The organism is Rhodococcus sp. WY5 (assembly GCF_018588185.1).
Lineage (GTDB): Bacteria > Actinomycetota > Actinomycetes > Mycobacteriales > Mycobacteriaceae > Rhodococcus_F > Rhodococcus_F qingshengii.
Window position 1 is genome coordinate 2,735,374 of the sequence record NZ_JAAMPR010000001.1, and the last position, 25,878, is coordinate 2,761,251.

General features: G+C 62.9%; 22 protein-coding genes, 1 tRNA gene and 1 pseudogene. 16 read left to right on the forward strand and 8 right to left on the reverse strand.

Annotated elements, in window-relative coordinates:
* Positions 1-13 precede the first annotated feature (13 nt).
* From G4D79_RS12835 to G4D79_RS12865, 7 genes are all read left to right on the forward strand, one after another.
* Entirely contained in the window at positions 14-805 is a 792-nt protein-coding gene (locus G4D79_RS12835; RefSeq protein WP_003939723.1) for a LytTR family DNA-binding domain-containing protein, read from the forward strand.
* The gene (locus G4D79_RS12840) at positions 802-1,173 is read left to right on the forward strand and encodes a membrane protein (protein ID WP_003939880.1); all 372 of its coding nucleotides are present in this window, start codon (positions 802-804) and stop codon (positions 1,171-1,173) included. Before G4D79_RS12835 ends, G4D79_RS12840 begins: the two co-directional genes overlap by 4 nt.
* Before the next feature lie 10 nt (positions 1,174-1,183).
* A complete protein-coding gene (locus G4D79_RS12845) occupies positions 1,184-2,935 on the forward strand; it encodes a cation acetate symporter (protein ID WP_214514241.1) in 1,752 nt (583 codons plus the stop codon).
* A gap of 162 nt (positions 2,936-3,097) precedes the next feature.
* Positions 3,098-3,460, forward strand: a complete 363-nt coding sequence (locus G4D79_RS12850) for a DUF485 domain-containing protein (RefSeq protein WP_003939976.1) — start codon at positions 3,098-3,100, stop codon at positions 3,458-3,460.
* Positions 3,457-5,094 (forward strand): cation acetate symporter, encoded by a 1,638-nt coding sequence (locus tag G4D79_RS12855; RefSeq protein WP_007727752.1) that lies wholly within the window; start codon positions 3,457-3,459, stop codon positions 5,092-5,094. The genes G4D79_RS12850 and G4D79_RS12855 overlap by 4 nt, the downstream gene beginning before the upstream one ends.
* Positions 5,095-5,167: 73 nt before the next feature.
* The gene (locus G4D79_RS12860) at positions 5,168-5,599 is read left to right on the forward strand and encodes an SRPBCC family protein (RefSeq protein ID WP_003939735.1); all 432 of its coding nucleotides are present in this window, start codon (positions 5,168-5,170) and stop codon (positions 5,597-5,599) included.
* A gap of 119 nt (positions 5,600-5,718) precedes the next feature.
* Complete coding sequence (locus G4D79_RS12865) at positions 5,719-7,374, forward strand: substrate-binding domain-containing protein (protein ID WP_099698286.1); 1,656 nt, start codon at positions 5,719-5,721, stop codon at positions 7,372-7,374.
* Between the two features lies 1 nt (position 7,375).
* On the opposite strand, the gene G4D79_RS12870 is transcribed toward G4D79_RS12865, so the two are convergent.
* Together G4D79_RS12870 and G4D79_RS12875 are read right to left on the reverse strand one after the other, a co-directional pair.
* Complete coding sequence (locus tag G4D79_RS12870) at positions 7,376-8,281, reverse strand: transporter substrate-binding domain-containing protein (RefSeq protein ID WP_099698285.1); 906 nt, start codon at positions 8,279-8,281, stop codon at positions 7,376-7,378.
* A 65-nt stretch (positions 8,282-8,346) separates the two neighbouring features.
* Positions 8,347-8,619 (reverse strand): WhiB family transcriptional regulator, encoded by a 273-nt coding sequence (locus G4D79_RS12875; protein WP_050654722.1) that lies wholly within the window; start codon positions 8,617-8,619, stop codon positions 8,347-8,349.
* A 131-nt stretch (positions 8,620-8,750) separates the two neighbouring features.
* Here G4D79_RS12875 and G4D79_RS12880 point away from each other — a divergent pair, with 131 nt between their 5' ends.
* Complete coding sequence (locus G4D79_RS12880; protein WP_099698284.1) at positions 8,751-11,033, forward strand: ATP-dependent DNA ligase; 2,283 nt, start codon at positions 8,751-8,753, stop codon at positions 11,031-11,033.
* On the opposite strand, the gene G4D79_RS12885 is transcribed toward G4D79_RS12880, so the two are convergent.
* A complete protein-coding gene (locus G4D79_RS12885; RefSeq protein ID WP_099698283.1) occupies positions 10,933-12,474 on the reverse strand; it encodes an MFS transporter in 1,542 nt (513 codons plus the stop codon). The genes G4D79_RS12880 and G4D79_RS12885 overlap by 101 nt on opposite strands.
* A 77-nt stretch (positions 12,475-12,551) precedes the next feature.
* Between G4D79_RS12885 and G4D79_RS12890 the strand changes: the two genes are divergently transcribed.
* Positions 12,552-13,199, forward strand: a complete 648-nt coding sequence (locus G4D79_RS12890; protein WP_003940096.1) for a TetR/AcrR family transcriptional regulator — start codon at positions 12,552-12,554, stop codon at positions 13,197-13,199.
* A 4-nt stretch (positions 13,200-13,203) separates the two neighbouring features.
* Here the strand turns inward: G4D79_RS12890 and G4D79_RS12895 are convergent.
* Positions 13,204-13,925, reverse strand: a pseudogene (locus G4D79_RS12895) (MerR family transcriptional regulator).
* A gap of 108 nt (positions 13,926-14,033) precedes the next feature.
* Here G4D79_RS12895 and G4D79_RS12900 point away from each other — a divergent pair.
* Positions 14,034-15,257, forward strand: a complete 1,224-nt coding sequence (locus G4D79_RS12900; RefSeq protein ID WP_099698282.1) for an erythromycin esterase family protein — start codon at positions 14,034-14,036, stop codon at positions 15,255-15,257.
* A 5-nt stretch (positions 15,258-15,262) separates the two neighbouring features.
* Here the strand turns inward: G4D79_RS12900 and G4D79_RS12905 are convergent, their stop codons facing one another.
* Positions 15,263-16,372 carry a serine hydrolase gene (locus G4D79_RS12905; RefSeq protein WP_050654681.1) on the reverse strand — a complete coding sequence of 370 codons (1,110 nt, stop codon included), beginning with the start codon at positions 16,370-16,372 and terminating at the stop codon, positions 15,263-15,265.
* 250 nt (positions 16,373-16,622) lie between these two features.
* Here G4D79_RS12905 and G4D79_RS12910 point away from each other — a divergent pair, with 250 nt between their 5' ends.
* From G4D79_RS12910 to G4D79_RS12925, 4 genes are all read left to right on the forward strand, one after another.
* On the forward strand, positions 16,623-17,156 hold the full coding sequence (locus G4D79_RS12910; protein ID WP_029255974.1) for an NlpC/P60 family protein: 534 nt from the start codon (positions 16,623-16,625) through the stop codon (positions 17,154-17,156).
* Positions 17,157-17,221: 65 nt separating this feature from the next.
* A complete protein-coding gene (locus tag G4D79_RS12915) occupies positions 17,222-17,908 on the forward strand; it encodes a response regulator transcription factor (RefSeq protein WP_003940586.1) in 687 nt (228 codons plus the stop codon).
* Positions 17,905-18,900 (forward strand): HAMP domain-containing sensor histidine kinase, encoded by a 996-nt coding sequence (locus tag G4D79_RS12920; protein ID WP_007727705.1) that lies wholly within the window; start codon positions 17,905-17,907, stop codon positions 18,898-18,900. The genes G4D79_RS12915 and G4D79_RS12920 overlap by 4 nt, the downstream gene beginning before the upstream one ends.
* 108 nt (positions 18,901-19,008) lie before the next feature.
* A complete protein-coding gene (locus G4D79_RS12925; protein WP_308252587.1) occupies positions 19,009-20,511 on the forward strand; it encodes a DUF4173 domain-containing protein in 1,503 nt (500 codons plus the stop codon).
* A gap of 73 nt (positions 20,512-20,584) precedes the next feature.
* On the opposite strand, the gene G4D79_RS12930 is transcribed toward G4D79_RS12925, so the two are convergent.
* Positions 20,585-22,921 (reverse strand): arylsulfatase, encoded by a 2,337-nt coding sequence (locus G4D79_RS12930; RefSeq protein ID WP_099698280.1) that lies wholly within the window; start codon positions 22,919-22,921, stop codon positions 20,585-20,587.
* Between the two features lie 205 nt (positions 22,922-23,126).
* Here G4D79_RS12930 and G4D79_RS12935 point away from each other — a divergent pair, with 205 nt between their 5' ends.
* Complete coding sequence (locus tag G4D79_RS12935; RefSeq protein WP_030534932.1) at positions 23,127-23,795, forward strand: TetR family transcriptional regulator; 669 nt, start codon at positions 23,127-23,129, stop codon at positions 23,793-23,795.
* A 35-nt stretch (positions 23,796-23,830) separates the two neighbouring features.
* Complete coding sequence (locus tag G4D79_RS12940) at positions 23,831-24,748, forward strand: TauD/TfdA family dioxygenase (RefSeq protein WP_030534931.1); 918 nt, start codon at positions 23,831-23,833, stop codon at positions 24,746-24,748.
* Between the two features lies 1 nt (position 24,749).
* On the opposite strand, the gene G4D79_RS12945 is transcribed toward G4D79_RS12940, so the two are convergent.
* The gene (locus G4D79_RS12945; RefSeq protein ID WP_099698293.1) at positions 24,750-25,712 is read right to left on the reverse strand and encodes a formylglycine-generating enzyme family protein; all 963 of its coding nucleotides are present in this window, start codon (positions 25,710-25,712) and stop codon (positions 24,750-24,752) included.
* Positions 25,713-25,761: 49 nt separating this feature from the next.
* Positions 25,762-25,837: transfer RNA gene (locus G4D79_RS12950), tRNA-Arg, on the reverse strand.
* Between the last annotated feature and the right edge of the window lie 41 nt (positions 25,838-25,878).

Below are 25,878 nucleotides of genomic sequence, written 5' to 3' on the forward strand. Positions count from 1 at the left end.
ACATGGACCTGTTGTGAACGAGACTGACACTGATGCCCAGCTGACCGTCCTTGCCGTCGACGACGAGAAACCAGCCCTCGACGAGCTGGCCTTCTTGCTGCGCGCCGAGGACTCGGTGGCGCACGTTCACACGGCATCGGATGCGACGACAGCGTTGCGGATACTGCGCGGTGGAAGCATCGACGCGGTGTTTCTCGACATCAACATGCCCGGACTCGACGGTCTCGAACTGGCAGGCATCCTCTCCAATTTCGCGACGCCACCGCCCGTGGTGTTCGTGACAGCGCACGACGATCGAGCGGTTGACGCATTCGATCTCGGCGCCGTCGACTACCTGCTCAAACCGCTCCGGGAGGAGCGTCTCGCTCAGGCCGTTCAGCGGATCGTGGGGCTCGCCGGGCGCACCAAGAGTGAGAGCAAACCCGAAGCTGCGCCCACGGACGAGGTGATCCCGGTGGAACTGGGCGGTGTCACGACGCTCGTTCAGCGTTCCTCGGTGGAGTGGGTGGAAGCCGACGGGGACTACGCGCGTTTGCACACCGCTGGAAAATCGCACCTGGTGCGCATCCCGATCTCGACGCTCGAATCACGCTGGGCCGACGCGGGCTTCTTGCGTGTGCACCGCTCCTACCTGGTATCTCTGGCGCTGGTCACCGGCATCCGAACAGTAGGCAGTGGATTGGTGGTCTGTCTGCGCCCGCACGGCGACAAGCCTCCCGTCGAGCTTCCGGTCAGTCGCAGACACACCCGTGAACTCAAGGATCGACTGGTTCGTGCGCCCAAGCAGAGTTGGTTGTCGCGGTGACGTCGCAGTCCGATCCTCCGCAGCGTGAGCGCGTTGTGTTGGCGCAACGTAGTGGCGCACGGATCGTGCGAACACGGGTGGAGGTGCAGGAACAGACCGAAGTCGGTGACGCCATGATCCGCGGTCTCGTTCGCGCGCAGTTGGGACTGGCGATTCGCCTTGCCGTCGTCGCAGCCGGGCTCCTGTGTGCGGTGCCGCTGCTGACGCATCTCTTCCCGACGCTGTCGGAGGTCGCGGTCCTTGGCATCCGGTTGCCGTGGCTCGTGATGGGCGGCGCCGTGTATCCCTTGCTGTTGACGACCGGTTGGGTGTTCGTGCGTCGTGCGGAGCGAAACGAGCAGGACTTCAACGACATCGTGGACGACTGAGCGCGGCACTGTGGGAGGACAACCTATCCCGGTGTTGACGGTGCTCGGCATCGTGGCAGCAGCTGTCGCGACGGTGGCTATCGGAATCTACGGCGTTCGGCTCGCTCGTACCACCTCGGACTTTCTCGTCGCGTCCAGAACCGTCAGTGCGCGGTGGAATGCGACGGCCATCTCCGGCGAGTACCTCTCTGCTGCTTCGTTTCTCGGTGTTGCGGGGCTGGTCGCCAAGTACGGCGCCGACGCACTCTGGTATCCCATCGGCTTCACCGCCGGATACCTCGCCCTGCTGCTGTTCGTCGCAGCGCCGCTTCGGCGTTCCGGTGCGTATACCGTCCCCGATTTCGCCGAGTTCCGTCTCGGCTCACCGCGATTGCGCAAGCTCGCGATGCTCGTGGTCGCGATGGTGTGCATCCTGTATTTGATTCCACAGTTCCAAGGCGCGGGACTGACGCTCAATATCTTGCTCGGGGTTCCCAGTTGGATCGGCGGCGTAGCGGTCGGGGTCATCGTCATCGCCAACGTCGTCGGCGGCGGGATGCGCTCGATCACCTTCGTTCAGGCCTTCCAGTACTGGCTGAAACTGACTGCCGTCGCGATTCCCGCTGTGGCACTGACCTTCTACTGCTTCGGCGATCACCACGACGTCGGCGCGTCGATGCCGCCGACGGTCACCACTGCGACGACCGTCGACATCACCACCGACGTCGTCGTCCAGGTGTCCGAGCCGGTGACGGTCAGCGGCGGCACAGTCGACGGGCGAGCGGTCGAAGGCACGATGACCCTGGGGCCGGGGGAGCACACTCTCGGTGAAGGCATGTCCATGGTCCTCGACGCGGGAGCCGCTGTCCCTGTCGTCGCCGGAGCGCCCGCGCAGAACTCTGACTGGATCACCCCGGGTTGGGGTTTCGGTGGGCCGCACCCGATGTACCAGGTGTACTCGCTGATGCTCGCGACCTTCCTCGGAACGCTCGGCCTTCCTCATGTTCTCGTCCGGTTCTACACCAACCCCGACGGCCGGGCAGCCCGTCTGACGTCGCTCGCCGTTGTCGGTCTGGTCAGCGTGTTCTACCTGTTTCCGACACTCCTCGGCGTCTTCGCTCGTCTGTACGTCCCGCAACTTCTGATCACCGGCACCTCTGACGCGGCGGTGCTGCTGTTGCCGGGCTCGGTGTTCTCGGGGTGGGGCGGACAACTGCTGGCAGCCCTCGTGGCGTCCGGTGCCATCGCCGCTTTCCTGTCGACGTCGTCCGGATTGCTCGTCAGCATCGCCGGCGTCGTCAGTACCGATGTCCTCCGTGGTCGAGTTCGAGACTTCCGTATTGCAGCGCTACTGGCCGGGGTCGTTCCTCTCGTGCTGTCGCTGGCGGTGGTGTCGGTCGACCTCTCGAGAACCGTCGGTTTGGTGTTCGCAGTCGCTGCGTCGACGCTCTGCCCACTGCTCGTATTGGGTATCTGGTGGCGCGGTCTGACCGCCGTCGGCGCGGGGGCGGGGATGGTTGTCGGTGGATGTGTTGCGGGCACTGCCGCTACTGTCGCCGTCCTGGGTGGTTTGTCGGAGGACGTCCTCGGTGGCTGGCCGGCAGCCATTTTCGCGTTCCCGGCCGCGGTGAGCGTGCCGCTGGCGTTCCTCACGATGATCGTCGTGAGCAAGGTGTCGTCGAAGCAGATACCGGCAGATATTGCGCGAATCTTCACGCGGATGCACGCCCCGGAACGTCTCGGAATGGGCTCCGATCGCGAAGACGATCTCCGCCAACCCTGACTTTCACCGCCCGAACCCTCTGCCGTTGGTCGCGCCTGCCTGACCGTTCGGCGCAGCGCGCGACTGCTCACCGTGTGACTGGCGCCACAGCGTCTTCATGTGACTCCGATCTCACTAACGTCTGTGCGTAGTTCACTTCACACGCGAGGCGAGGAGCCGGCAGTGTCCACAGCAGAAATCAGTGAGGGGTCGCCGCAAGAGCGACGCACCCCGGATGCCCAGGCATTCATAGACATGCAAGCGAGTCCCGAATTCCAGGAACTCCGAACGCGTCTGCGCAAGTTCGTTTTCCCCATCACTGCATTCTTCCTGCTCTGGTATGCGGTGTACGTCGTCCTGGCTACCTATGCCCACGACTTCATGGCCACCAAGGTCCTCGGCAACATCAATCTCGGCATCATCCTCGGCCTCGGGCAATTCGTCACGACCTTCGCCATCACCGCGTGGTACGTGAAGTTCGCCGGTCGTGAGCTCGATCCCCGCTCCGCCGCCATCCGTGAAGAACTGGAAGGTCCCGCACAGTGATCACCACACTCGCCGCGTCCGGAACGGACGTAGGAAACCCAGCCTTCAACATCGCGATCTTCCTCGCGTTCGTCGTCGTGACCATGACGCTGGTGATCCGCGCCAGCCGGACCACCAAGAAGGCGTCCGACTTCTACACCGGTGGTGGGCAGTTCACCGGCCCGCAGAACGGGTTCGCCATCGCCGGTGACTACCTCTCGGCGGCATCGTTCCTCGGTATCGCAGGTGCGATCGCCGTGTACGGCTACGACGGCTTCCTGTACTCCATCGGCTTCCTTGTCGCCTGGTTGGTTGCACTGCTCCTGGTCGCCGAATTGCTCAGGAACACGGGCAGATTCACGATGGCCGACGTGCTGAGCTTCCGACTCAAGCAGCGTCCGGTGCGCATGGCGGCGGCCCTGTCCACTCTGGCCGTTTCCCTCTTCTATCTTCTTGCCCAGATGGCCGGCGCCGGTGGACTTGTCGCGCTGCTGCTCAACATCGACGGCAAGGTGGGACAGTCGATCGTCGTCGCGATCGTGGGTGTGCTGATGATCGTGTACGTCTTGGTCGGCGGCATGAAGGGCACCACCTACGTACAGATGGTCAAGGCAGTTCTGCTGGTTGCCGGAGCCGGAATCATGTTCGTACTCGTTCTGTGGGCAGTGCGCGGCAACTTCTCTCAGTTGCTCGCCAATGCGCAGGACATGGTCAACAGTTCCACCACCAAGGGTGTGCAGGGACGCGACATCCTCGGGCCCGGTGCCAAGTACGGTCTTTCCGGAATGACGAAGCTCGACTTCATCTCTCTCGGAATCGCTTTGGTGCTCGGCACGGCGGGCCTGCCGCACGTGCTGATGCGCTTCTACACGGTGCCCACTGCCAAGGAAGCTCGCCGCTCGGTGACCTGGGCGATCGCGCTGATCGGTGCCTTCTACCTGTTCACACTGGTTCTCGGCTACGGCGCGGCCAGCATGGTCGGACCGGACAAGATCTTGGCAGCGCCTGGTAAGGAGAACGCGGCCGCTCCGCTTCTCGCCTTCGAGCTCGGTGGCACCATCTTCCTCGGCATCATCTCCGCGGTGGCGTTCGCGACCATCCTCGCCGTCGTTGCCGGTCTCGCGATCACTGCTTCGGCGTCGTTCGCTCACGACATCTACGCCAGTGTCATCAAGCGCGGCAACGCAACCGAGGAGCAGCAGGTTCGAGTTTCTCGAATCACCGTCGTGGTCATCGGACTCGTCTCCATCGTTCTCGGCATCATGGCGATGGGGCAGAACATCGCCTTCCTGGTGGCCCTCGCCTTCGCAGTGGCGGCCTCGGCGAACCTGCCCACCCTGCTCTACTCGTTGTTCTGGAAGAAGTTCAACACCACCGGTGCGCTCTTCAGCATCTACGGCGGTTTGATCAGCTGCTTGACGCTGATCGTGTTCTCCCCGGCGGTGTCGGGTAAGCCGTCGTCGATGTTCCCGAACTCCGACTTCGCCTGGTTCCCGCTCTCGAACCCCGGCATCGTCTCGATTCCGCTGGCATTCGTCCTCGGCATCGTCGGTACGTACATCGGACGTAACAAGATCGAAGATCCGGCAAAGCAGGCGGAGATGGAAGTTCGCTCCCTCACCGGTGTCGGCGTCGAAAAGGCTGTCAGCCACTAAGAGGGGCAAAGCCCCGTGCGTCTTTCTGGTACCTCTGGTTACGGAAAAGGCGCACGGGGCTTATTGTTCTGCCATGGCAAAGCTCACAGTGAAAATCGACGTTCCGCTTCCTCCTCAGGAAGTGTGGGACAAGGCGTCCGATCTCAGTGGATACGAAAACTGGCTCGTGGTTCACGACGGATGGCGCAGTGAACTTCCCGAACAACTGGGTGTCGGCACCGAGATCAGCTCGGTCGTGACTGTGAAGGGCCTGCGCAACCGCGTTCGGTGGACCATCAAGAAGTACGACGTCCCGAAGGCGATCTCGCTCAAGGGAGACGGCAAGGGCGGGGTCAAGCTCGGTCTCGAACTCGACGTCAAGGCAAAGGGCGACGGGTCGGAACTCGCGCTGACAGTCGAGTTGGGCGGCGCGCCGTTGTTCGGCCCGATCGGTTCGAGTGTGGCGCGGGCGCTCAAAGGCGATGTGGAGAAGTCGCTGGCCCAGTTTGTCCAGATCTACACCTAGTTGTGGAGATTTCCACATCGAGCTACTTCACCGCTAACATGAGATAGGATTCTTTTCAGCGGGATAAACCGGGCATCGGTTGGTTATTGATGCGGGTCCCGCCGGAAAGGATTCGATCAATGTCGTCTCGTCATGGGTACGGCGCACCACCTGCGTCCATGCCTCGATCCGTGCAGGTTCTGATCGGACTCTTGGCAGTAGTCGCAGTCGGTGGCACCGCAGCATTCGCCGTGACGTTCAAAAGCGTCAGCGACAAGGGAGAACTCGGTGCGAGTGCTGTCACAGCGGCGACGGCAACCAGCTGTGAGAACCCGGAGACCGTGACCGTGGCGGCCGATCCGTCGATCGCCTCGGGACTCGAAGCTGTCGCCGCTGCCATCCCCGCTACGGAACTCGGGTGCAGCTCGCTCAGCGTGACGCCGCAAGATCCCGTGCTCACCGTCGCGGCGATCGCCGACGGTTCGGCGCCCGCACTGTGGATCCCTGATTCGAGCGAATGGTTGGACAAGGTTTCGGCTAGCGGGCAGGAGATTCGCCGGATCAGCAACTCGGTCGCGTCCACCCCTGTTGTCACTGTCTCGGCGCCGGGTAGCGAGGCACCCGCCGCTTGGACGGATGTCCTCGGCGCTCCAGCACTGCACATCGGCGATCCCCTCACCAGTGCCGTCTCCAGCGCACCGATCGTGGCAGCCTTTGCCGAGGCCCAGTCGCGGGGCGGGGACCTCACGTCCATTTCGGCAGCCCTGGTCCCGGTGGCGCAAGCGCAGTACGGAAATCTGAAGGAAACCGGTTCGACCGGACGCATCCAAACCGTGGACGCGGACGGCGGGACCGCGGTGACGACCGAGCAGACCTTCGAGGCTTATCTCGCCGCACATGCGGACAGTCGACTCACCGCGTCGGTACCGTCGTCCGGTTCGGTCTTCATGGACTACCCGATGGCAAGTGTGGGTGCAGACTCGTCGGCGGCGGTCGACGCCGGCAAACTGCTGGCGGCAGCGCTGACATCGGACACCGGGCGCTCCGTACTTGCCGGCCTCGGGTTCCGCGGCGCGGATCAGGCCCCGCCGGTCGCCGGTGGAGTGGGAAAAGTTGGCTCGCTGGTGCCGTCCGATCCGACTGTGGTCGCCAAAGCGCTTGCGCGGTACGAGATTCTGTCCAGGCCTTCCCGTGCACTGGCAGTTGTCGACGTCTCGGGGTCCATGGACTACATGCAGGACGGGGTCACTCGAATGGCCGCGACTGCACAGGCCGGTGACATTGCGATCCGAATGTTTCCCGCCAACGCACAATTGGGTCTCTGGGCATTCTCCGTAGACCTCGGCGAGGGCACGGACTACCGCGAACTCGAACCTGTCGCCCGTATGGATGCAACTGAAGGCGACACGGATCATCGGAGCAAACTGCTGTCTCGGATCGACAGCCTCTCTTCGATCGTCGGCGGCGGAACAGGTTTGTACGACAGCGTTCTCGCCGCGTATCGGTCCATGCAACAGACCTACGATCCGGCCTCGATCAATTCGGTGATTCTACTGACCGACGGTGCGAACGATGATCCGTCGAGTATCTCGCTGCAGGAACTTCTCGACACCCTGACTCGCGAGCAGGACCCGACGCGGCCGGTACCGATCATCACCATCGGTGTCACCGATGACGCCGATACCGATGTGCTCGAGCAGATTTCGGCTCTCACCGGCGGCAACAGCCACTTCGCTCCGACACCGGCAGACATCCCGAAGGTCTTCGTCGGCGCGATCAGTGGGCGCGCCGGCTGAACTACTCGAGGACTGGCGCGTCGGCGCTGTCCGTGATCCATTCGGTTGCGAGTCTCTCGAGGGTGCCGTCGGCGTAGAGCGCATCCACGGCGGCAGAGACGCACGCCGTCAGAGGACTGTTCTTCTCGAGCACGAACCCGAAGAATTCGGTGACCGCGTTGGGCCGCGGAAACTGACCCACGATGACCGACCCGGGCAGTTCGTTCTCGGTGATGTGAAATCCGGTCGGGATGTCGACGACCAGTGCGTCGATCTCGCCTGCGGCCAGCGCAGCTTTCGCGTCGTCCGTGGTCGCGAACTCGCGTGGCGCAGTGGTCGGAACAATCGTGTCGGTGATCGCCGCGAGGCTGGTGGAACCGGTCTGAGCGCCCAAACGGTAGCCGGCCAGATCCGCAAGATTCTTTGCCTCAGCGGCTTTGCTCCCGCGCGAGGCGATCACCGACTGCGCCACTGCGTAATACGGCGAGCTGAAGTCGACGTTCTCGCGGCGATCCCCGGAAACCGTGAACTGATTGACGTCGAAGTCGAAATCCTTGGGGCCTGGTTTCAGTGCGTCGTTGAAGGCGACCGTGGTGAAGCGAACCTGATCGGCGTTGTACCCGAGTTTGTCGACGACGGCCCGGGTCACCGCCCCCTCGAAGCCCTTGCCGTTGGACGGAGTGTTGTCGACGAACCACGGCGCGTACGCCGGCGAATCGGTGGCGATGGTCAAGACACCGTCTTCGAGGGTGGTCCCGCTCTGGGGTCCGCACTTGTCCACGGCGGTGGTCGAGGGCAGTTTGGTGAATGCCTCGGGAACCGTGGTCGTGGTGTCCGCTGCCGCAGGTGCCTCCGGCTGCGACGAACACGAGCCCAACAAGATCGAGCAAGCGAAGATCGCGGTCACGGCAACAGCGCGTCGTGTCATAGGCACAAGGCCATCTTGCCTGTTTGTCCGGTACGGACGTGACGGGGGTCTCGTGTGAGCGGAGTTCACGCAGCTGAGCGTCGTAGTGCAAGGCGCTCCGACGGTGTCGTCCCACCCCATACTCCGTGTGGTTCAGCGGTGTCGAGTGCAAAGGTCAGGCAGTCCCGAATGACCGGGCAGCGGAAGCACACCTGCTTCGCGGAACTCTCCCGTGCAGCCCGATTGCGTCCGCGCTCTTCACCCGGCGAATAGAACACCGCCGGGTCCACTGTTTTACAGGTGGCGAACATCCGCCAGTTGTTGTCCACCAACGGCTCCACGGAACTGCGAACTGTCATCGTGGTCTCCTCTCCCATCGAGAATCCAGTCTTGCCCGTGGCCTGGCACAGCGGCAGGTTTCCGATCCATCAGATTTCTACTGCCAGACGCAGCGCTATCCAGACACAGTGCTATCCAGCACAATGAGGAGATGGCAACGACGGATCGGGGTCAGATCACGCTCGATGGCACAACGGTGTCCGTGACCAATCTGGGCAAGATTCTCTACCCCGAGAGCGGCACCACGAAGGCCGAAGTCATCGACTACTACACCCGTATCGCCGCAGTCATGCTTCCGCATGTCGTCGGTAGACCGGGTACTCGAAAGCGTTGGCCCAATGGCGTGGACGGTCAGTCCTTCTTCGAGAAGAACCTGGCGTCGTCTGCCCCGCAGTGGCTCACGCGTGCGTCGCTGCAACATTCTGATCGTGTCGTCACTTACCCGGTCTTCGATTCCGTTGCATCCCTGGCGTGGCTGGGGCAGCAGGCCGCACTCGAATTGCACGTTCCCCAATGGCGATTCGACGGTTCCGAGCGTGGTCCGGCGACACGACTGGTATTCGATCTCGACCCGGGCGAAGGCGTCGGGTTGACCGAGTGCGCCGAGGTGGCGAGGTCGATTCGAGATCTGGTCGCAACTCTGGGGTGGACTGCCTATCCGGTAACCAGTGGTAGCAAGGGAATTCACCTCTACGTTCCACTGGATCGAGCCTTGGACGGCAGCGGTGCGTCGACTGTCGCCAAGCAGATCGCCACCGGACTCGAGAAGCTTCACCCGGATCTCGTCACCGCGACGATGGCTCGAAATGTGCGGGCAGGCAAGATTTTCGTGGACTGGAGTCAGAACAACGCAGCCAAGACAACCATTGCGCCGTACTCGATGCGCGGTCGCGATCAGCCCTATGTTGCCGCGCCGCGCAGTTGGGACGAACTCGACGATCCGAAACTACGGCATCTGTTGTTCGACGAGGTTCTGGAGCGCGTCGAATCCGATGGTGATCTGTTGGGCGATCTGGATCCGCCGGTCTCGGCGGCTGTAGCCGACACGTTGACGCACTATCGCAACAAGCGGTCGGCCGACCGGACGCCGGAGCCGATCCCTGCTGCGGTGACCAAGGAGACAGCGGGCAATACCTTTGTGATTCAGGAACATCACGCCAGACGATTGCATTACGACGTTCGCCTGGAGCGGGATGGTGTGCTCGTGTCCTGGGCTGTTCCGAAGGGCGTGCCGACCAGTGCCGGAGAGAATCGGTTGGCCGTGCACACCGAGGATCACCCGCTCGAGTACGCCACGTTCTCGGGCACGATTCCGAAGGGGGAGTACGGCGGCGGTTCGATGACGATTTGGGATTCCGGGACGTACGAGACCGAGAAGTGGCGTGAAGACGAGGTGATCGTGCGCCTCAGTGGGAAACGGGTGCAGGGACGCTTCGCGCTGATCCGGACGAAGGGTGACCAGTGGTTGATGCATCTGATGAAGGATCAGAACGCGAGTTTCGGAACGGAGTTTCCCAAGAATCTCGAGCCGATGCTTGCCACCGCTGGAACGCTCGAAGGTCTCGACTCGCAGGAGTGGGCTTTCGAAGGTAAGTGGGACGGGATCCGAGTGATTCTCGAATATCATTCGGGCACAATGTCACTTCGCAGTCGCGCGGGTAACGACAAGACCGGGGACTATCCCGCCCTTGCCGGGTTGGCCGAGGTGCTGGACGGTCATGACGTGGTTCTCGACGGTGAAGTGGTGGCGTACAACGACGCGGGGGTCACCGATTTCGGTCTTCTCCAGCGAGGTGGGGAGCCGGTGTTCCTGGCCTTCGATCTTCTGTACCTCGACGGAGTGTCTTTGCTGCGGAAATCCTACTCGGACCGGCGCACCGTGTTGAATGCGTTGGCGGGCAAGGTCGGTGAGCTCGAGGTACCTCCACAGATCGAGGGCACGGCGGAGAACGCGTTGGAGGTGAGTACCGATGCCGGATGGGAAGGGATTGTCGCCAAACGTCGTGCATCGGTCTACCTTCCGGGGCGGCGTGGGTCGAGTTGGATCAAGGTGAAGAACTGGCGCACTCAAGAGGTGGTGATCGGAGGGTGGCGCACCGGGCAGGGCAATCGAGCACAGGGGATCGGGGCGCTGCTCATGGGAATTCCGGGTGAGGATGGATTGACCTACGTGGGGCGCGTCGGTACCGGCTTCAGTGATCGCGACTTGGAGTCTTTACTTGCGACACTGGAACCGCTGCGTCAGAAGGAAAGTCCGTTCGGGGAGGAACTTCCAGCAGATGACCGCAAGGGTGCGGTGTGGGTGAGGCCGGAACTCGTCGGTGAGGTGCGTTTCATGGATTGGACGAAGACCGAGCGTCTGCGTCATCCGAGTTGGCGAGGTCTGCGGGAGGACAAGAAACCGGGCGACGTGGTGCGGGAAACAGTGCAATGACGGCCAACGCACCGACGAACGCGACTGCGGCACAGATTTGGATTCCGGTACTCATCGCCGAGGTGTAAGCCTGGTTCGCTGCGTCGGTCAAGGCACTCGCGGGGGGAGCGCCGGCATGGATCTGCGCCGGATCGGCTGTGGAAGTGTCGACTCCGGGTTCGAAGCGGGACCGGAAATCGGTGGCTACGACCGTCCCGATGACGGCGACGCCCAGAACTCCACCCAACTCTCGCACGACGCTGTTGATCGAACTGGCCATCGAAGCCTGCTGGGGCGCAACCGAAGCCATCGACGTGGTTGTGGCCGGAGCCATGACCAACCCCATCCCCGCGCCGACCAGTGCCATGATCGCAGCCAGGATTCCGAACGGTGCGTACCTATCTGCTGCGATCGACAGGACCAACAGTCCCGCGGACATGACTGCGAGACCGCTCGCGATCGAACTGCGCACGCCGAATCGGCCGACCATACGATCGCTGCTGGAGGCGACAGCCGCCATCACTATCGCAAACGGAACTGCACCGACGCCGGCGACCAATGGACCGTAACCACGAACTAATTGGAGGTATTGCGTGTACGTGAAGAGAACTCCGAAAAGGGCGAAGAACGTTACGGCCAAGATGGCATTGGAGATGCTGAACACTCGACTGGTGAAGATGCGCACGTCGGTCATCGGCGCCGAGGCCCGCAGCTCCCACCAGACGAATCCGGCGAGAAGTGCTGTTGCGCTGACGATCTCCAGCACCGTGACGGGCGACGACCATCCGCGAAGGCTTGCCTGGGTGAGGGCATCCACGATCAAAGCCAGTCCGCCGGCGGACAGCAGGAGTCCGGGGACGTCGAACGAACCCTTCGTGATCCCTCTTGCCGGGGGCACAAGAAAAACCGTCGCGGCGATCACACCGGCGACCAGTGGGACGTTTATCCAGAAGACGCTTCCCCAACTGAAATGTTCGAGTAGTACGCCACCGGCTACGGGGCCGATCGCGATTCCCAGTCCGGCGGTTGCAGACCAGATTCCTATCGCCCGGCCTCTCTCGTGCGGGGCGAACATCGAGACGACAAGTGACAGCGTCGCCGGCATGACCAGTGCGGCGGCTGCCCCCATCACTGTTCTCCATCCGATCAGCTGCAACGACGTGTGAGAGAGGGCAGCGAAGGCTGACCCGAGGGCGAACAAGGTGAGGCCGGTCAGAAGTATCCGACGGTGACCGAATCTCGCGCCGAGTCCACCTGCCGTGATGAGCAAGGCGGCGAACGCCAATGTGTATGCGTTGGTGATCCATTGCAGGTCGACGGTGGTCGCCCGCAGTTCGCGGGCAAGGGTCGGGATAGCGGTGTTGAGGATGGTGTTGTCGATCGTGACTACGACGAGGGATGTGCAGAGGGCGCCCAGTGCTGCCCATCGTCGCCGGTCAGTGGGTTCGAGGGAATTCATCATGTCCTTACGAATGTAACCTTACGAATGTTTAGTGATGAGAACGTACCCCTTCGCCTTACATGTGTAAAGTTTGTCGGGTGAGCGATGTTTCCGAAGATGCCGATGAAACTGGGACGAGTGGTTCTCGGAGTACTCGCGCCCGAAATCCGAGAGGAAGCGGCGCACGGCTCCGCGGAGAGATCGTCGCCGCAGCGGCGACGCTCATCGCCCGCACCGGATCGGATCAGGCGGTGACGCTCCGATCGGTCGCTCGCGAAGTCGGGATATCCGCACCATCTATCTACGGACACTTTTCCGATCGCGATGCCATTGTCGAAGCGGTGGTCTCCGAATCGCTGGAGCAGTTGCATCTCGCCGTGGCCGACGCCGTTTCCGCACACCCCGACCCGGTCGAGGGTCTGTATGCCGGGTGCTCGGCATACGTCGAGTTCGGCATTTCCGAGCCCGCTCGGTATCGGGTCTTGTTCGGGTGGTCCAGGCCGAAAGGTCAGTCACCACAATCGGATACGCGAGGACTGGCCGCCTTCAACACGTTGGTGACCAACCTCGACGCGTGCGTCGCCGCTGGGAGGTCGGCCAGCACAGACACTTTTGTCGATGCGGTATCGATCTGGACTTCGCTGCACGGACAGGTGATGTTGCGGGCCGATCTTCCGGAATTCCCGTGGCCGTCGACCGACACCGTCGGTGAGATGGTGAGGAGCCTTGCGCGGCTTGTGAACTGACGCCTCAACCGTTTGCTGATCGGCAACCAGGCGAGGTCTGATCCAGCATCGTGAGATAGGCATCGAGCTGAGCCGCGCCGGCGAGAAGGTTGCGACTGCGTGTGGTCAGCCGGTCCTGCCAGGATTCGAGGAACGCTGACAATGCGTCTGCTCCGCCGGCCTCGCGCAGCGAATCGAGAAACTGGGCGACTTGCGACAGCCGATAGCCACCGCGCCGCAGCTGCCGTGCGATCTCGGCGTCGCGCACACACTCCGAACCGTATTCGCGATAACCCGTTGCCTGTTCGCGCTCGGGGCGCAGGATGCCATGCTCTTCCCACGTGCGCAGTGTCGCCGGGTGAACGCCGAGACGGCGCGCCAGCTCACCCACCGTCAGCGCTGGACCGTGCACCAGTGCCGGTGCCATGGTGGACAGAGTCCCCAGCGCTGTGGCTACCTCGGTGCGAGTTCCTCGCTCGGCGAGCAGCGTCACGTGCGCACTGTCGATCAGGCGGTAGGCGGACTCGGTGTCGCCCAGTTGGTCGCCCGCATGATTTCCGTGGCCCGCTGGTGCCCGTGACCGCCGCGCAATGCGAGGAAAGTGCGCAGGGCTTGCGCGTGCACTGGGGTGTATCGCCGGTAGCCGTAAGTGCTGCGCTCGGTCGGAGGGAGGATGCCGGCATCGTCGTAGTTGCGGATCGCCTGTGCGGACAACCCGTGTTCACGGGCAAGGTCTATGGGCCGCACTGATCACCTCCGATTGAGGCTTTTCACGTTATACCCCAGGTAATTGCCAGTAAAAGTTTAACCCGAATCTTCAACGATACTGTCGAAGGCAGTCCACCTTCGAAAGGGATGATCATGTCCACTGCCCCAGCGCTGAGTGAGTTCGGCCGCCAACTCGAAGACGCGGCAAGTCTTGGTCGTGCCGTCGACGAACTGCTCGCAGCGCGAACCGAGGTGCCGGCTCTGCTCGCTCTCGGCGAGCCGACTCATGGGATCAAGGCTTTTCCGTTGCTGCGCAACGAACTTCTCGGCCAACTGGTCGAACGAGGATATCGGTCGATCGTGCTCGAAACAGATGTCTTTGCGGCTTTGCTTGTCGACGACTACGTGAACGGGGGAGAGGCGGACATCGAGAAGGTGCTCGCCACAGGCTTCAGCCACGGATTCGGTGCGGTACCGGGTAACCGCGAACTCGTCGAATGGCTACGCGAGTACAACCACGGCCGCGCTCCGGCCGACCGAGTTCGCTTCTACGGCTTCGACGCTCCGGTGGAGTATTCCGGCGCACCGAGCCCACGTGGCGCGCTGTCTGCAGCAGGTGACTTCCTGCCCGCTGCGATGCGGCCGCACTCGTTCGACGACATCGACCTTCTGCTCGGGCAGGACACCGACTGGACCAACCCGGCGGCGATGTTCGAACCGGCTGCGTCCGTCGGCAACTCCGATCAGGCTCGTGCCCTGCGCATCATTGCGGACGACCTCGCCAGCGTCCTGCGGCGCGCCGCACCTGTGCTGCGGCCCGCCGACCCGGCCGGGTACGACCTGGCCCTTGCACATTCACGCACCGCTCTGGGGCTCTTGCGCTATCACTCCGCGATGGCGAGTTCCGCTCCTGATCGCATCGGCACTCTGCTCAGTCTGCGTGCCGAGATGATGGCCGAGAACCTGTTGGCGGTCGTCGCCCAGGAGCAGCGACGCGGGCCGATCCTGCTCTTCGCACACAATGCCCATCTCCTGCGAGTGCCGTCCGACATGCCCGTCAACGGCGACGTGGTCAGCTGGGGGAGCGCCGGCTCACTTGTCGGACTTGTCCTCGGGGAGCGCTACGTATTCGTGGCAACCGACGCCAACCCCGACAGTGATCCGGGCACTCTGCAGGGAGCGTTGGCCGATGCGACCGGTCGGCGTGCCCTGTTTCTGGCGCCCGCACTTCGCGCAGCACTTGACCCGTCCGTCACCGCGGGAGAGGCGATCCTGCCCGGCCACCTGCCGCTGAAACCTTCGGAGTTGGACGGCGCCGACGCGGTCATTTTCGTCGCGGACACTGATGGAAAACGTTATCAATACTGGTAACAGCGTCAGGGGCAGAGTGCGTGCGAGAGTATCGCGACGGTGTCCGGCTGGTCCTTCGGCGTCGACGTCAGCGTCACAGTGAACGCGCGGTCCGGCGTCGCGCCGGACAGTGTGTAGTACCCGTAGATCCCGCCACTGTGGCCGGTATAGGTGACGCCGCAGGGAAGTTCGGTGGCGCCGACGCCCATCCCGTACCCGAGTCCCTCGGCTTCGGTGGCGGCGACCTGAGGGGTGGTCATCTCGGCAAGCTGCTCGGCCGGCACCACCTGCCCGTCGAGTAGTGCACGCCAGAAGGTGTTCAGGTCTGTGCCCGTCGAGACCATCGCTCCGGCAGACCAGGGGATCGACGGTTCCGTGCGGGAAACGTCGGTCAGGCCACCGTCGAGATCCTGATAGCCCGTCAGGTGATCGCCCCTGATGTCGAGCTCACCGGCCGGCGGGAGGTACGTGTCTTCCAAGTCCAGCGGATCGAGTATCCGAGACCGGAGTTCATCGGCGTAGCTGCGGCCGCTCACGGATTCGACGAGCATTCCGAGAACGATGTAGTTGGTGTTGGTGTAGACGAACGACGTTCCGGGGACGAATTGCGCCGGTTTGCCGAGGGCGATGGCGACCGCGGCGGACGGCGTCAGCGTTCGGTTCTCGTTTGCTGCAATCCATTCGTCGGCGCCGGGTTCTCCGGCGAACTCGGGAAGGCCGCTGCGATGTTGCAGCAGTTGCCGCACGGTGATCGCGCTACCGTCGATGCCACTGCCGTCCATGTCACTGCTGTGCAGTAGGCCCGGGAGATACTGCTCGATCGGTGCGTCGAGGTCAACCTTGCCCTCGGCGACCAACTGCAGAACGAGCGAAGCTGTGAATGTCTTTGTCACACTTCCGATCCGGACGCGATCATTCTTGCCGATCGAATCGCCGTTGGTCCGGTTGGGCACGCCGCTGGTCATGACAGCCGTCGTGGTGCCGTCGTCGAGTGTTGCGATCGACCCGACGACACCCGACCTGGTGAGTCCGTCGAGATCTGATTGAATCTCCACTGCGCGCTGGAGCGTCGAGCAACCGACGAGTGCCGTGGTGGCTCCGATGATGACCGCGGCGACGAGCAGGTATGGGCGCATGAGTCGAATCTATGGACCTTGTCGTGCCGCGGGATCCAGGAAATCCCCCATCATTCCCTGATCTTCTGCCAGCCCGGGACGTAAGGCCCGTTTGTTCAAAACCGACAAATCGGATCAATCATTCCTGTCCGAACACAACGTCTACGCCGTTAACATCCGAACGAAGTGTTTGTTTTCACGTGTCTTACCAGTTCACGGCTATCGAGGTGCGCTGCCGCGCGCCGAAACGACTCCCACGAAGGACGGATGCATGAAGAAGTCGACACTCCGCACGGGAACGGTCGCTGCTCTGCTGACCGGAAGTGTCCTGTTGCTCTCCGCTGCCCCCGCCTCGGCCGATCCGGGAAGCCTCGGCAGCGGCGGCAGTAGCGGGAGCTCCGGCAGCCTGGGAAGCGCAGGAAGCATCAGCAGTGGATCAGCCGCCCTCCCCATCCCGAGTCCGGCAGGCCTGATCGCGCTGGCAGCGGCGAGCACTCAGACCGGAAAGCCCTACCAGTGGGGCGGCGTCGGGCCGAACTCGTGGGACTGCTCCGGGCTGGTGCAATGGGCGTTTCGGCAGGCCGGAGTGAATCTGCCACGGACCAGCCAACAGCAGGCCAACGTCGGACAGCCGGTTCCCCGGTGGGCCCTCGCTCCCGGCGACGTCATCACCTTCTACCCCGGTGCGACGCACGTCGGCATCTACGCTGGGTTCGGAATGGTGTTCAACGCCTACGGAGTTGGTGTTCCGACCGGACTGACGCCCCTGGCGGATCTGCCGATCAACAACATCCGCAGGTTCTAGAACCTGCACAGAACCTTCACAAGTCCTCCCAGGTTCATCCACGAGGGCCGAATACAGTCAGTTCCATGAGTCAGCGAAGAGTGCTCGTGGTCGACGACGAGGTCAGCATCTGCGAGTCCATCGCGGCGAGGCTGCGTGCCGAGGGCTACGACGTCGAGCTGGCGTTCGACGGTCCCAGCGCGGTGGCCCGCTGCGAGCAGATGGACGCAGACCTGGTGGTACTCGACGTGATGATGCCGGGATTCGACGGACTCGAAGTCTGCCGCCGCATCCAGGCCGTGCGCCCGGTGCCTGTGCTGATGCTGACCGCTCGCGCCGATGAAACGGACATGCTGATCGGTCTCGGCGTCGGGGCCGACGACTATCTGAGCAAGCCGTTCAGCATGCGTGTGCTCGTCGCCCGGGTGCAGGCTCTGCTTCGGCGTGCGGATCGCGCGGAGCACGCTGCTCGCCCGGTGGCCGACCTCCTCGAGTTCGGTGACGTCGTGATCGACCTGACCGAACGTCGAGTGCGCCGTGATGCGCAAGAAGTTCACCTGACTCGCACCGAATTCGATCTCATCGCCTATCTGGCGGAGCGGCCGCGAGCCGCGATCCCGCGGGAGTCGCTGCTCGAGGAGATCTGGGGCTGGGGTGAGGGAGCGGGCAGTCGGACCGTCGACAGCCACGTCAAGGCGCTGCGACGCAAGCTCGGACCTTCCGTGATCCGGACCGTTCACGGCGTCGGGTACGCCTGGGACGTGCCGCGATGAGCGTCGTCGACCGTCTTTTTGCACGGTGGCCGCGGCCGCTGGACCCGATGCGGTCCTTCAAGGTGAAGGTCGGCCTCCTGGTTGTCGCAGCACTGGTGTTCGCCGCCGGTGGTTTCTGGCTGACGTCGCAACAACCGTTTCGTTTTGCTCTACTGACGGCGTTGGTTGTCGCTCTCGGCGTTACGCAGGTGCTCGCACACGGGATGACGTCACCGCTTCGCGAGATGACGGCCGCGGCGAAGGCGATGGCGCGCGGCGACTATTCGCGGCGAGTACGAGCGACTTCCAGAGACGAAGTAGGCGAACTCGCCCATGCGTTCAATCGGATGGCCGAGGACCTCGGGGCCGACGACCGGTACCGCCGCGAGTTGATCGGCAACGTCTCCCATGAACTGCGCACGCCCATCACCGCTTTGCAAGCCATGCTCGAGAACGTCGTCGACGGTGTCGAAGAACCGGATCCGGCGATGATGAAATCGGCGCTGCGGCAGACGGAACGACTGGGCGCGCTGGTAGCCGACCTTCTCGATCTCTCGAAACTCGAGGGTGGCGCAATGCCGTTGAAACGCCGCCGTTTCGAGGTCGAGCCGTTCCTACGTGAGCTGTCGAGTGTGAGTGCGGGCGACATCGAGATAGACGTCAAGCCTCCGCAATTGTCCGTGGTCGCCGATCCGGATCGCCTCCATCAGGTGGTGACCAACCTGGTGGACAACGCGGTTCAGCACGGGAACGTCGACACCAAAGTTGTGATCCGAGTACGTACCGGCAGCGCGGGGGAGTTGGTGCTCGACGTCCACGACGACGGCCCCGGCATCGAACCACAGGCCCGTGAGCGAGTGTTCGACCGCTTCATCCGCGGCGGCTCGACCGACGGGGGCACCGGACTCGGCCTCGCGATCGCGAAGTGGGCGGTCGAATTACATGACGGCAGGATTGCCGTCGTCGATGCCCCGTCGGGTTGTTGCATTCGAGTAGTGCTGCCGCAGAACTGAATCAAAGTCCCTGACGAGATCGAGAGATCTCGCGATGGCGCATGTCTTCATCGGCATTCGTCTGTACTTCCGACCCTGAAAAATTGAACCAGACACATAGGAGATCACATGAGCGCTCCGATAGTAATTCCACCGAAACCGCCGATGCCGGCCGTAAAACCCAAGCGTTCCAGCCGGTTCTGGCGTCCCGATCGCACTTCGATGGCCACCCGCTCGATGCTCCTCGGCGCGGCCGCAGTAGGGGTGCTTGCGGCCCTGATCCTCGACCCAGGGTTCGCGAGTATCGCGTACGTGATCGTGGGTGCCGGTGTGGTGATCGTCTTCGGGATTCTGACGCCGCCGCGGATGACCGTGACGCAGTGGGTCGCCGCCATCGGGATGCTCGCACTGCTGGGTGTTGCCGCCGTTCGCGGTGCGGAGTGGTTGGTGTTCCTCTGCGTCGTAGCTGCGTGGGTTCTGTTCACGTGGACTCTGATCGGCGGGCGGACGTGGACCGGAATACTTCTGGGAACGGTCGCTCCCTGGCGGGCACCGCACCGGACGGTCAACTTCGTTCGTCGTCGAAAACTTGCTACCCGCTCTGCTCCGCGGGTGCCGGCGGCGCGAGTTGTCGTCGTAAGCGCAGTATCGATTCTTCTCCTGCTGATTTTCGGATCTTTGTTCGTGAGTGCGGATCCGGAGTTCGCGAAGATCTTCGACGGCTTCGCTCCGGCCATCTCGGTGTCGAACCCGGGAGCACGGATCTTTGCCGGCGTCGTGATGGCGTTCGGCACGCTGGTTGCGGTGTACCTGCGCCGCAGAACGCCGACGGTGGACGCGTTTGCACCTGCGCCGGCGACGCCGTTGCCGATGTGGGAGTGGGCGGTCCCGCTCGGAGTACTCAACGTGCTGTTCCTCGGTTTTGTTGCAGTACAGACGAAGACGCTGTTCGGGGGAGACGAGCACGTACAGGTGACCGATGGACTGACCTATGCGGACTACGCGCGTGAGGGTTTCTGGCAGCTCATGGCGGTTACCGTGCTGACGCTGCTCGTCATCGCCGTCGCAGTGCGGTACATCGACCGCCGCGACGCTGGATCGAGGCGTCTTGCCCGCGGACTGCTGGGTGCCCTGTGTGTTTTCAGCCTGGTGATCGTGGCGTCCGCTGTGCACCGGATGTGGTTGTACGAGAATCAGTACGGTTTCACGGTGCTCCGGGTCAGCGTCTTCGCGACCGAGCTGCTTCTTGGCTTCGTGTTCGTGTTGTTGCTCGTCGCAGGTATTCGGATGTCCGGGAAGTGGCTGCCCACAGCTGTTCTCGCCACTTCGGCCGTCGCGCTGCTGGCCTTCGCGGTGTTCAACCCCGACGCGTACATCGCGCAAAAGAACGTGGAACGGTTCGAGGGCGGCAAGAGCATCGACGTTTCCTACTTACGCGGGCTCTCCGTCGACGCGGTACCTGCCTTGGATCGTCTACCGGAACCGCAGCGTTCATGTGCCTTGAGCAGATATCGATTCGGAGTGCCGGGCACCACTGCGCCCTGGGAGTTCAACGCAGCACGTGAGAAGGCCCGCGACATCCTGGAAGCTCGCCCGGTGGGGCCGTGCCTGCAGATGTACACGGTCGGATAGACGCAGGGCGATTGTGCAGCCGCGCGGCAGATGGCCTGCGCGGCTGCATAATCGGCGAGCGCCGCCTGGTCGATCAGTGCACGGCGAGTGAGATTTTCTCCCGTTCCTCTGCGGACACCACGTCTCGGGTGGATCGTAAGTCGACGGTCACGCTGTGGAGTTTGCCGCCGTAGCGGAACGTGCCCTTCTCCGCGAACTCTTCCGCGACCGGGCTTCCCCGGTTGATGCCGACGTCGAGCTGTTCGTTCATGCTGAAGATCGCCCGAGTGGTCTTCTCGATCCGGCCTTCGGAGACCACCTCGTCGTCGACGCTCAGGGTTGCGGTTCCACCCTTGCCGATTCCGCCGCCGTCGTACTCGAAGTGGACGGACACCTCGCGTGCATTGGGTGCCAGCGGGTTGCGCCCACGCACGAAGGTCCGACCACCGCCGCTGAAGTTGTAGCAGTAGACGGGGACGGAATCGAGTATGTACAAAGCGAATCCGCCGAACCGGCCACCGAGGCTGACCAGCATGCCGTCGGCGACGCTACCCAGACTTGCGGTCAGCGTGTACGAGCGGTTGAAGAACGTCGGCGCGGCTTTCTCGACCAGACCGTTCATGTGTGGGTACAGAGTGAGGGTCTTGCGGCCCATCATCGGATGCGGGGGTCGTGATTCCGCGGTGGCGTGGCGACCGACCGTTCTGTCGTCCAGCGGCAGCACCTGATATTTGGCCGCCTCGACGAGGAACTTTTCCTTGAGCCGGGCCAGGATCTCGGGATGCTCGTCTGCGAGATCGCGGGCCTGCGACCAGTCGACCGAGGTGTCGTACAGCTCCCAACGGTCCTCGCTCATCGGTGTGAGCTCGAGGCCGTGAGTGGCCATCAGCCAGGGTGCGCGGTGGGCCGTGACTGCGGTCCAACCGTAATCGTAGATTCCGCGGTTGCCGAAGATCTCGAAATACTGTGTGGTGTGGCGCTCTTCGGCGTCGGGCTCGGCGAAGGTGTAGTTCATCGCCACGCCTTCCATCGGTTTCTGGGTCACCCCGTCGACGCTGGACGGTGCCGGAATACCGGCAGCTTCCAGGATCGTCGGCGTGATGTCGACGCAGTGATGCCATTGCTCCCTGATGCCTGGCTTGTCGATCCCCTTGGGCCAGTGGGCGATCAGGCCGTTCCGGGTACCGCCGTAATGGGACGCAACCTGCTTGGCCCACTGGTACGGGGTGTCGAGAGCCAGAGCCCAAGACGCCGGATAGTGCGGGTAGCTGGTTTCGGTCCCCAATTCGTCGTAGCGCGCCAGTACGTCGGATGTCGCACTCTTGTAACCGTTGAGGCCGGCGAGGTAGTTGAACGAGCCCTCCATTCCGCCTTCAGCGGAAGCGCCGTTGTCACCCATCATGTAGAGCACCAGAGTGTTGTCGAGTACACCCATGTCCTGCAACCGGTCGACGAGCCTGCCTACCTCGTCGTCGGTGTGCTCGAGAAATGCCGCGTACAACTCCATCAGACGGGCCGAGACCTTCTTCTGGTCGTCGTCGAGTTCGTCCCAGTGTGGGAGCCCCGGAGCCCACGGGGCCAATTCGGTGTCAGGAGCGACGACGCCCAGTTCCTTCTGCTTTTGGAGGGTGATCTGGCGTTGGCGATCCCACCCGTGATCGAATTCGCCGACGTACTTGTCCAGGTAGCGGTCCGGGACCTGGAGTGGAGCGTGGCACGCGCCGAAGGGGAGGTAGCAGAACCACGGCTTGTCGGGGTCCATCGTGTTGACGCCCTCGACCCATTCTATCGCGTGGTCGACGAGATCTTCGGACAGGTGGTAACCCTCCTGTGGTGTCTTGGGTAAGTCGACCATCGTGAAGTCCTCGTAGAGAACCGGGGTGAACTGGTCGGACTCGGCACCGAGGAAACCGTAGAACTTGTCGAAACCCTCACGGACCGGCCAACGATCGAACGGCCCGGCAGCGGTGGTCTCCCACGTCGGGGTCTGGTGCATCTTGCCGAAAGCACCTGTCGCATAGCCGTTTCCCTGTAGGACGCGTGCGACCGTGGCGGCAGAGGCGGGGCGGGTCCCGTTGTATCCCGGTGCCGCGTTGGCCATTTCGGAGATGACACCCATACCGACACTGTGGTGGTTGCGCCCGGTCAGTGTGGCGGCACGCGTCGGCGAGCACAGAGCCGTGGTGTGGAATCGGCTGTATTTCACGCCGGTTTCGGCCAAACGCTCGGCGGTGGGGGTGCGGCACGGGCCACCGAACGCGGAGGGTGCGCCGAATCCGACGTCGTCGATCATGATCAGCAGCACGTTCGGGGCCCCGGCCGGCGGGCGAAGCGGTTCCGGGCGGGTGTACGGGGGATTCTGATCGGGGTAGTACACGGCGGCCGCGACGTTCGGCGTCTCGGGAATTATCGGAATGGAATGGCGATTCACCAGCAGGCTCCTTGGCGTGTGCAAAACCGGGCGGATTAAGCAGTCGTCTTAATCTGGAGCGTATCGATCGGAATTCAGTTGGCGGCGTATGTCTCGTTGACTGGGACAACTACCCCCGTGAGTGGTTAAGGAGTCCCTGCACTCCCTAACCGCGCACAGGGGATGGGGCTTGCGGAATTAAGACAGTGACTTATATGGTCGGTGTATGCCCGCCTCGTTGGATGCCAAGAACGCCATGATCGCCGTCGCCGAGCGGATGTTCGCCGAGCAAGGTATTCACGAAGTGTCCATGCGGGACGTGGCGACTGCGGCCGGGCAGCGCAACAACTCTGCAGTTCAGTATCACTTCGGTGGGCGAGACGGTCTGGTGCTGGCCGTATTCCGGCATCGGATGGATCAGATCAACGCAGCGCGACTGACGTATCTCGACGACATCGACGCCAGTGGGCGGACCGACTTGGTCCGTGCTTTGGTCGAAGCCTTTCTGTACCCGCTGGCAGATTTTCTGGCGACGGTCGACGGTTCCAACTATGCGAGGTTCATTGCCCGAATCTCACCGTCGGTGGATACGCAGAGTGCTGAGTTCCGCGAGGTCAGCGAGGGGATCAACGAAGTTGTCGTCAGGTTGACGCGGGCGTTGCCGCATCTATCTCGCCGCGTCGCGGTCGAACGGATCGATCTGACGTTCAACATGAGCGTCTCCGCTCTGGCAATCTTCGAGCAGCGCCGCGAAGACGAAAACCCGGTTGTGCAGGCAGATTTCGATACGACAGTGGATCATCTGGTCGATCTCGCGGTAGGAGCACTGACCGCGCCCCAAAGCGCACACAAACGTACACGAGCAAAGCGGGTGCACGCGTCGACTGACGTGTGACCCCGCGACACGACACGACAGGACGGAGTCATTCGATGGCTACCCTTACATCCTCACGAACAGTCCAAATCGGCAATCACACAATCGAATTCGGACCACGCGGAATGAGGCGAAACCCGGAAGGCGTTGAATCGAGGCCGTACGAGCGGTTCACTCTGACACCCGTCACACCGTTCATCGGTGCCGAGATCAGCGACATCGACCTGCATGATCCGTCGGAGGAGCAGATCGAGGACGTGCGTCGGGCCCTCCTCGAATGGAAGGTCGTGTTCTTTCGGGACCAGCCGATTTCGAGCGTGAATCATCGTGACTTCGCGGCCCATTGGGGTGAACTCGAGGTTCATCCACTTCTCCCGCAGGGAGAGGTCCCGGCAGTCGTCAGATTCGAACGCGGAGAGGACAGTCCAGGAACGGAGAACATCTGGCACGTCGACGTCACCTGGACGAAGACGCCGCCGCTCGGTTCAGTACTTCGGGCGATCGACGTACCGCCTGCCGGTGGTGACACGCTCTGGGCTGATATGGGTAACGCCTTCGACTGCCTCCCCGACGAGATCAAGGACTTGATCGACGGCAAGGACGCCATCCACGATTTTGTGCCGTCCTTCGGACGCGGCATGAGCCCGGAGAAGTTGGAACAGATGAAGGAGCAGTACCCGCCGGTCCTGCACCCGATGGTGCGTAAGCATCCGGAGACCGGGCGTAAGACTCTGTTCGTCAACAGCCTTTTCACCACCCACATTCCGGACATGGATCCTGTCGAAGGCAACGATCTGCTCAACCTGCTGTTCGCGCAGGTCAAGGTCCCGGACTTTCAGTGCCGCTTCAAGTGGGCGCCGAATTCCATTGCCTTCTGGGACAACCGGGCTACCCAGCACTACGCAGCGAGTGATTACTTCCCTCATCGCCGCGTGATGGAGCGGGTGGCAATCCTCGGAGACGTGCCCTTCTGATTTACGTCTGCGGAATGCGGATGATGCACCGGAAGCCGACGTGGCAGGTCGAGGACTCCTCGGATTCGCCCTGCCGCGCGGCAGGGCGGTAGCGCAGGCAGTAGTTCGGTGCACACAGATGTGAGCCGCCCTTGATCACCCGTCGTGCGTAGGGTTCGCTCGCCAACGCCTCCGTGGCGAACTCCGCTCGGGGATTACGAGGAATGCAGCACGACGAGGCCGGCGCGACGTTCTTGGAACTGTGGGCGTGGTCGGACGTGTAGTGATCGGCCGTCCATTCCCACACGTTCCCGGCCATGTCGAACAGTCCGTAGCCGTTGGGCCGGAACTTTCCGACCGGAGCGGTGCGCTCGTAACCGTCCTCGAGCAGATTCTCCCAGGGGAACTGGCCCTGCCACACGTTGCCACCGGGCCGCCCGCCCGGAGAGTCGTGATCGCCCCACACGTACGCCTGGCGATCGAGTCCACCGCGGGCGGCAAACTCCCACTCGGCCTCGGTCGGGAGTTCCTTGCCGGCCCACGCGGCATAGGCCTGGGCGTCGAAGTACGACACGTGGGTGACGGGGTGCCGTTCACGTCCCCCGATGTTGCTGTCGGCGCCCTCGGGATGGCGCCAATCGGCGCCGGGAGTGAACGACCACCACTGGGTGTAGTCGTCAAGTGAAACCGGGCCGGGTGTCGAATTGAAGACCAACGATCCCGGGACGAGGAGGGCTGGATCGGCGTCGGGATAGTCGGCGGCATCCGGGGCGATTTCAGCAGTGGTGACGTGGCCGGTTGCCTTCACGAAGCGTCGGAACTCGGCGACCGTCACCGCCGTCGTGTCCATCCAGAATCCGTCGACTGTGACCTGGTGAACTGGGCGTTCTTCCGGATAGAAGTCTTCGGAGCCCATCCAGTACGTCCCACCCGGGATCAAAGACATGTTCTTCGGGGGAGTTGCCGTGGAGTGAGGCGTCGTCATGAATTCAAGAATGGCACGTTGGTCACGCCGATGTGGGGAGAGTCCCACCTGGTGCCCTCGGCAGGATTCGAACCTGCGACCCTTCCTTTAGGAGAGGAATGCTCTATCCCCTGAGCTACGAGGGCGGGGAGCGTACCGACAAGCGCTGAAAACCCTGTGCTGCCGG

Excerpts from the sequence above, each read along its gene's own strand:
- G4D79_RS12915 (WP_003940586.1), top strand. The coding sequence starts at position 17,222 with ATGAGTCAGCGAAGAGTGCTCGTGGTCGACGACGAGGTCAGCATCTGC.
- G4D79_RS12870 (WP_099698285.1), bottom strand. The coding sequence starts at position 8,281 with ATGACACGACGCGCTGTTGCCGTGACCGCGATCTTCGCTTGCTCGATC.
- G4D79_RS12940 (WP_030534931.1), top strand. The coding sequence starts at position 23,831 with ATGGCTACCCTTACATCCTCACGAACAGTCCAAATCGGCAATCACACA.
- G4D79_RS12865 (WP_099698286.1), top strand. The coding sequence starts at position 5,719 with ATGTCGTCTCGTCATGGGTACGGCGCACCACCTGCGTCCATGCCTCGA.
- G4D79_RS12860 (WP_003939735.1), top strand. The coding sequence starts at position 5,168 with ATGGCAAAGCTCACAGTGAAAATCGACGTTCCGCTTCCTCCTCAGGAA.
- G4D79_RS12945 (WP_099698293.1), bottom strand. The coding sequence starts at position 25,712 with ATGACGACGCCTCACTCCACGGCAACTCCCCCGAAGAACATGTCTTTG.
- G4D79_RS12875 (WP_050654722.1), bottom strand. The coding sequence starts at position 8,619 with ATGACAGTTCGCAGTTCCGTGGAGCCGTTGGTGGACAACAACTGGCGG.
- G4D79_RS12925 (WP_308252587.1), top strand. The coding sequence starts at position 19,009 with ATGAGCGCTCCGATAGTAATTCCACCGAAACCGCCGATGCCGGCCGTA.
- G4D79_RS12900 (WP_099698282.1), top strand. The coding sequence starts at position 14,034 with ATGATCATGTCCACTGCCCCAGCGCTGAGTGAGTTCGGCCGCCAACTC.
- G4D79_RS12935 (WP_030534932.1), top strand. The coding sequence starts at position 23,127 with ATGCCCGCCTCGTTGGATGCCAAGAACGCCATGATCGCCGTCGCCGAG.
- G4D79_RS12920 (WP_007727705.1), top strand. The coding sequence starts at position 17,905 with ATGAGCGTCGTCGACCGTCTTTTTGCACGGTGGCCGCGGCCGCTGGAC.
- G4D79_RS12905 (WP_050654681.1), bottom strand. The coding sequence starts at position 16,372 with ATGCGCCCATACCTGCTCGTCGCCGCGGTCATCATCGGAGCCACCACG.
- G4D79_RS12885 (WP_099698283.1), bottom strand. The coding sequence starts at position 12,474 with ATGATGAATTCCCTCGAACCCACTGACCGGCGACGATGGGCAGCACTG.
- G4D79_RS12880 (WP_099698284.1), top strand. The coding sequence starts at position 8,751 with ATGGCAACGACGGATCGGGGTCAGATCACGCTCGATGGCACAACGGTG.
- G4D79_RS12910 (WP_029255974.1), top strand. The coding sequence starts at position 16,623 with ATGAAGAAGTCGACACTCCGCACGGGAACGGTCGCTGCTCTGCTGACC.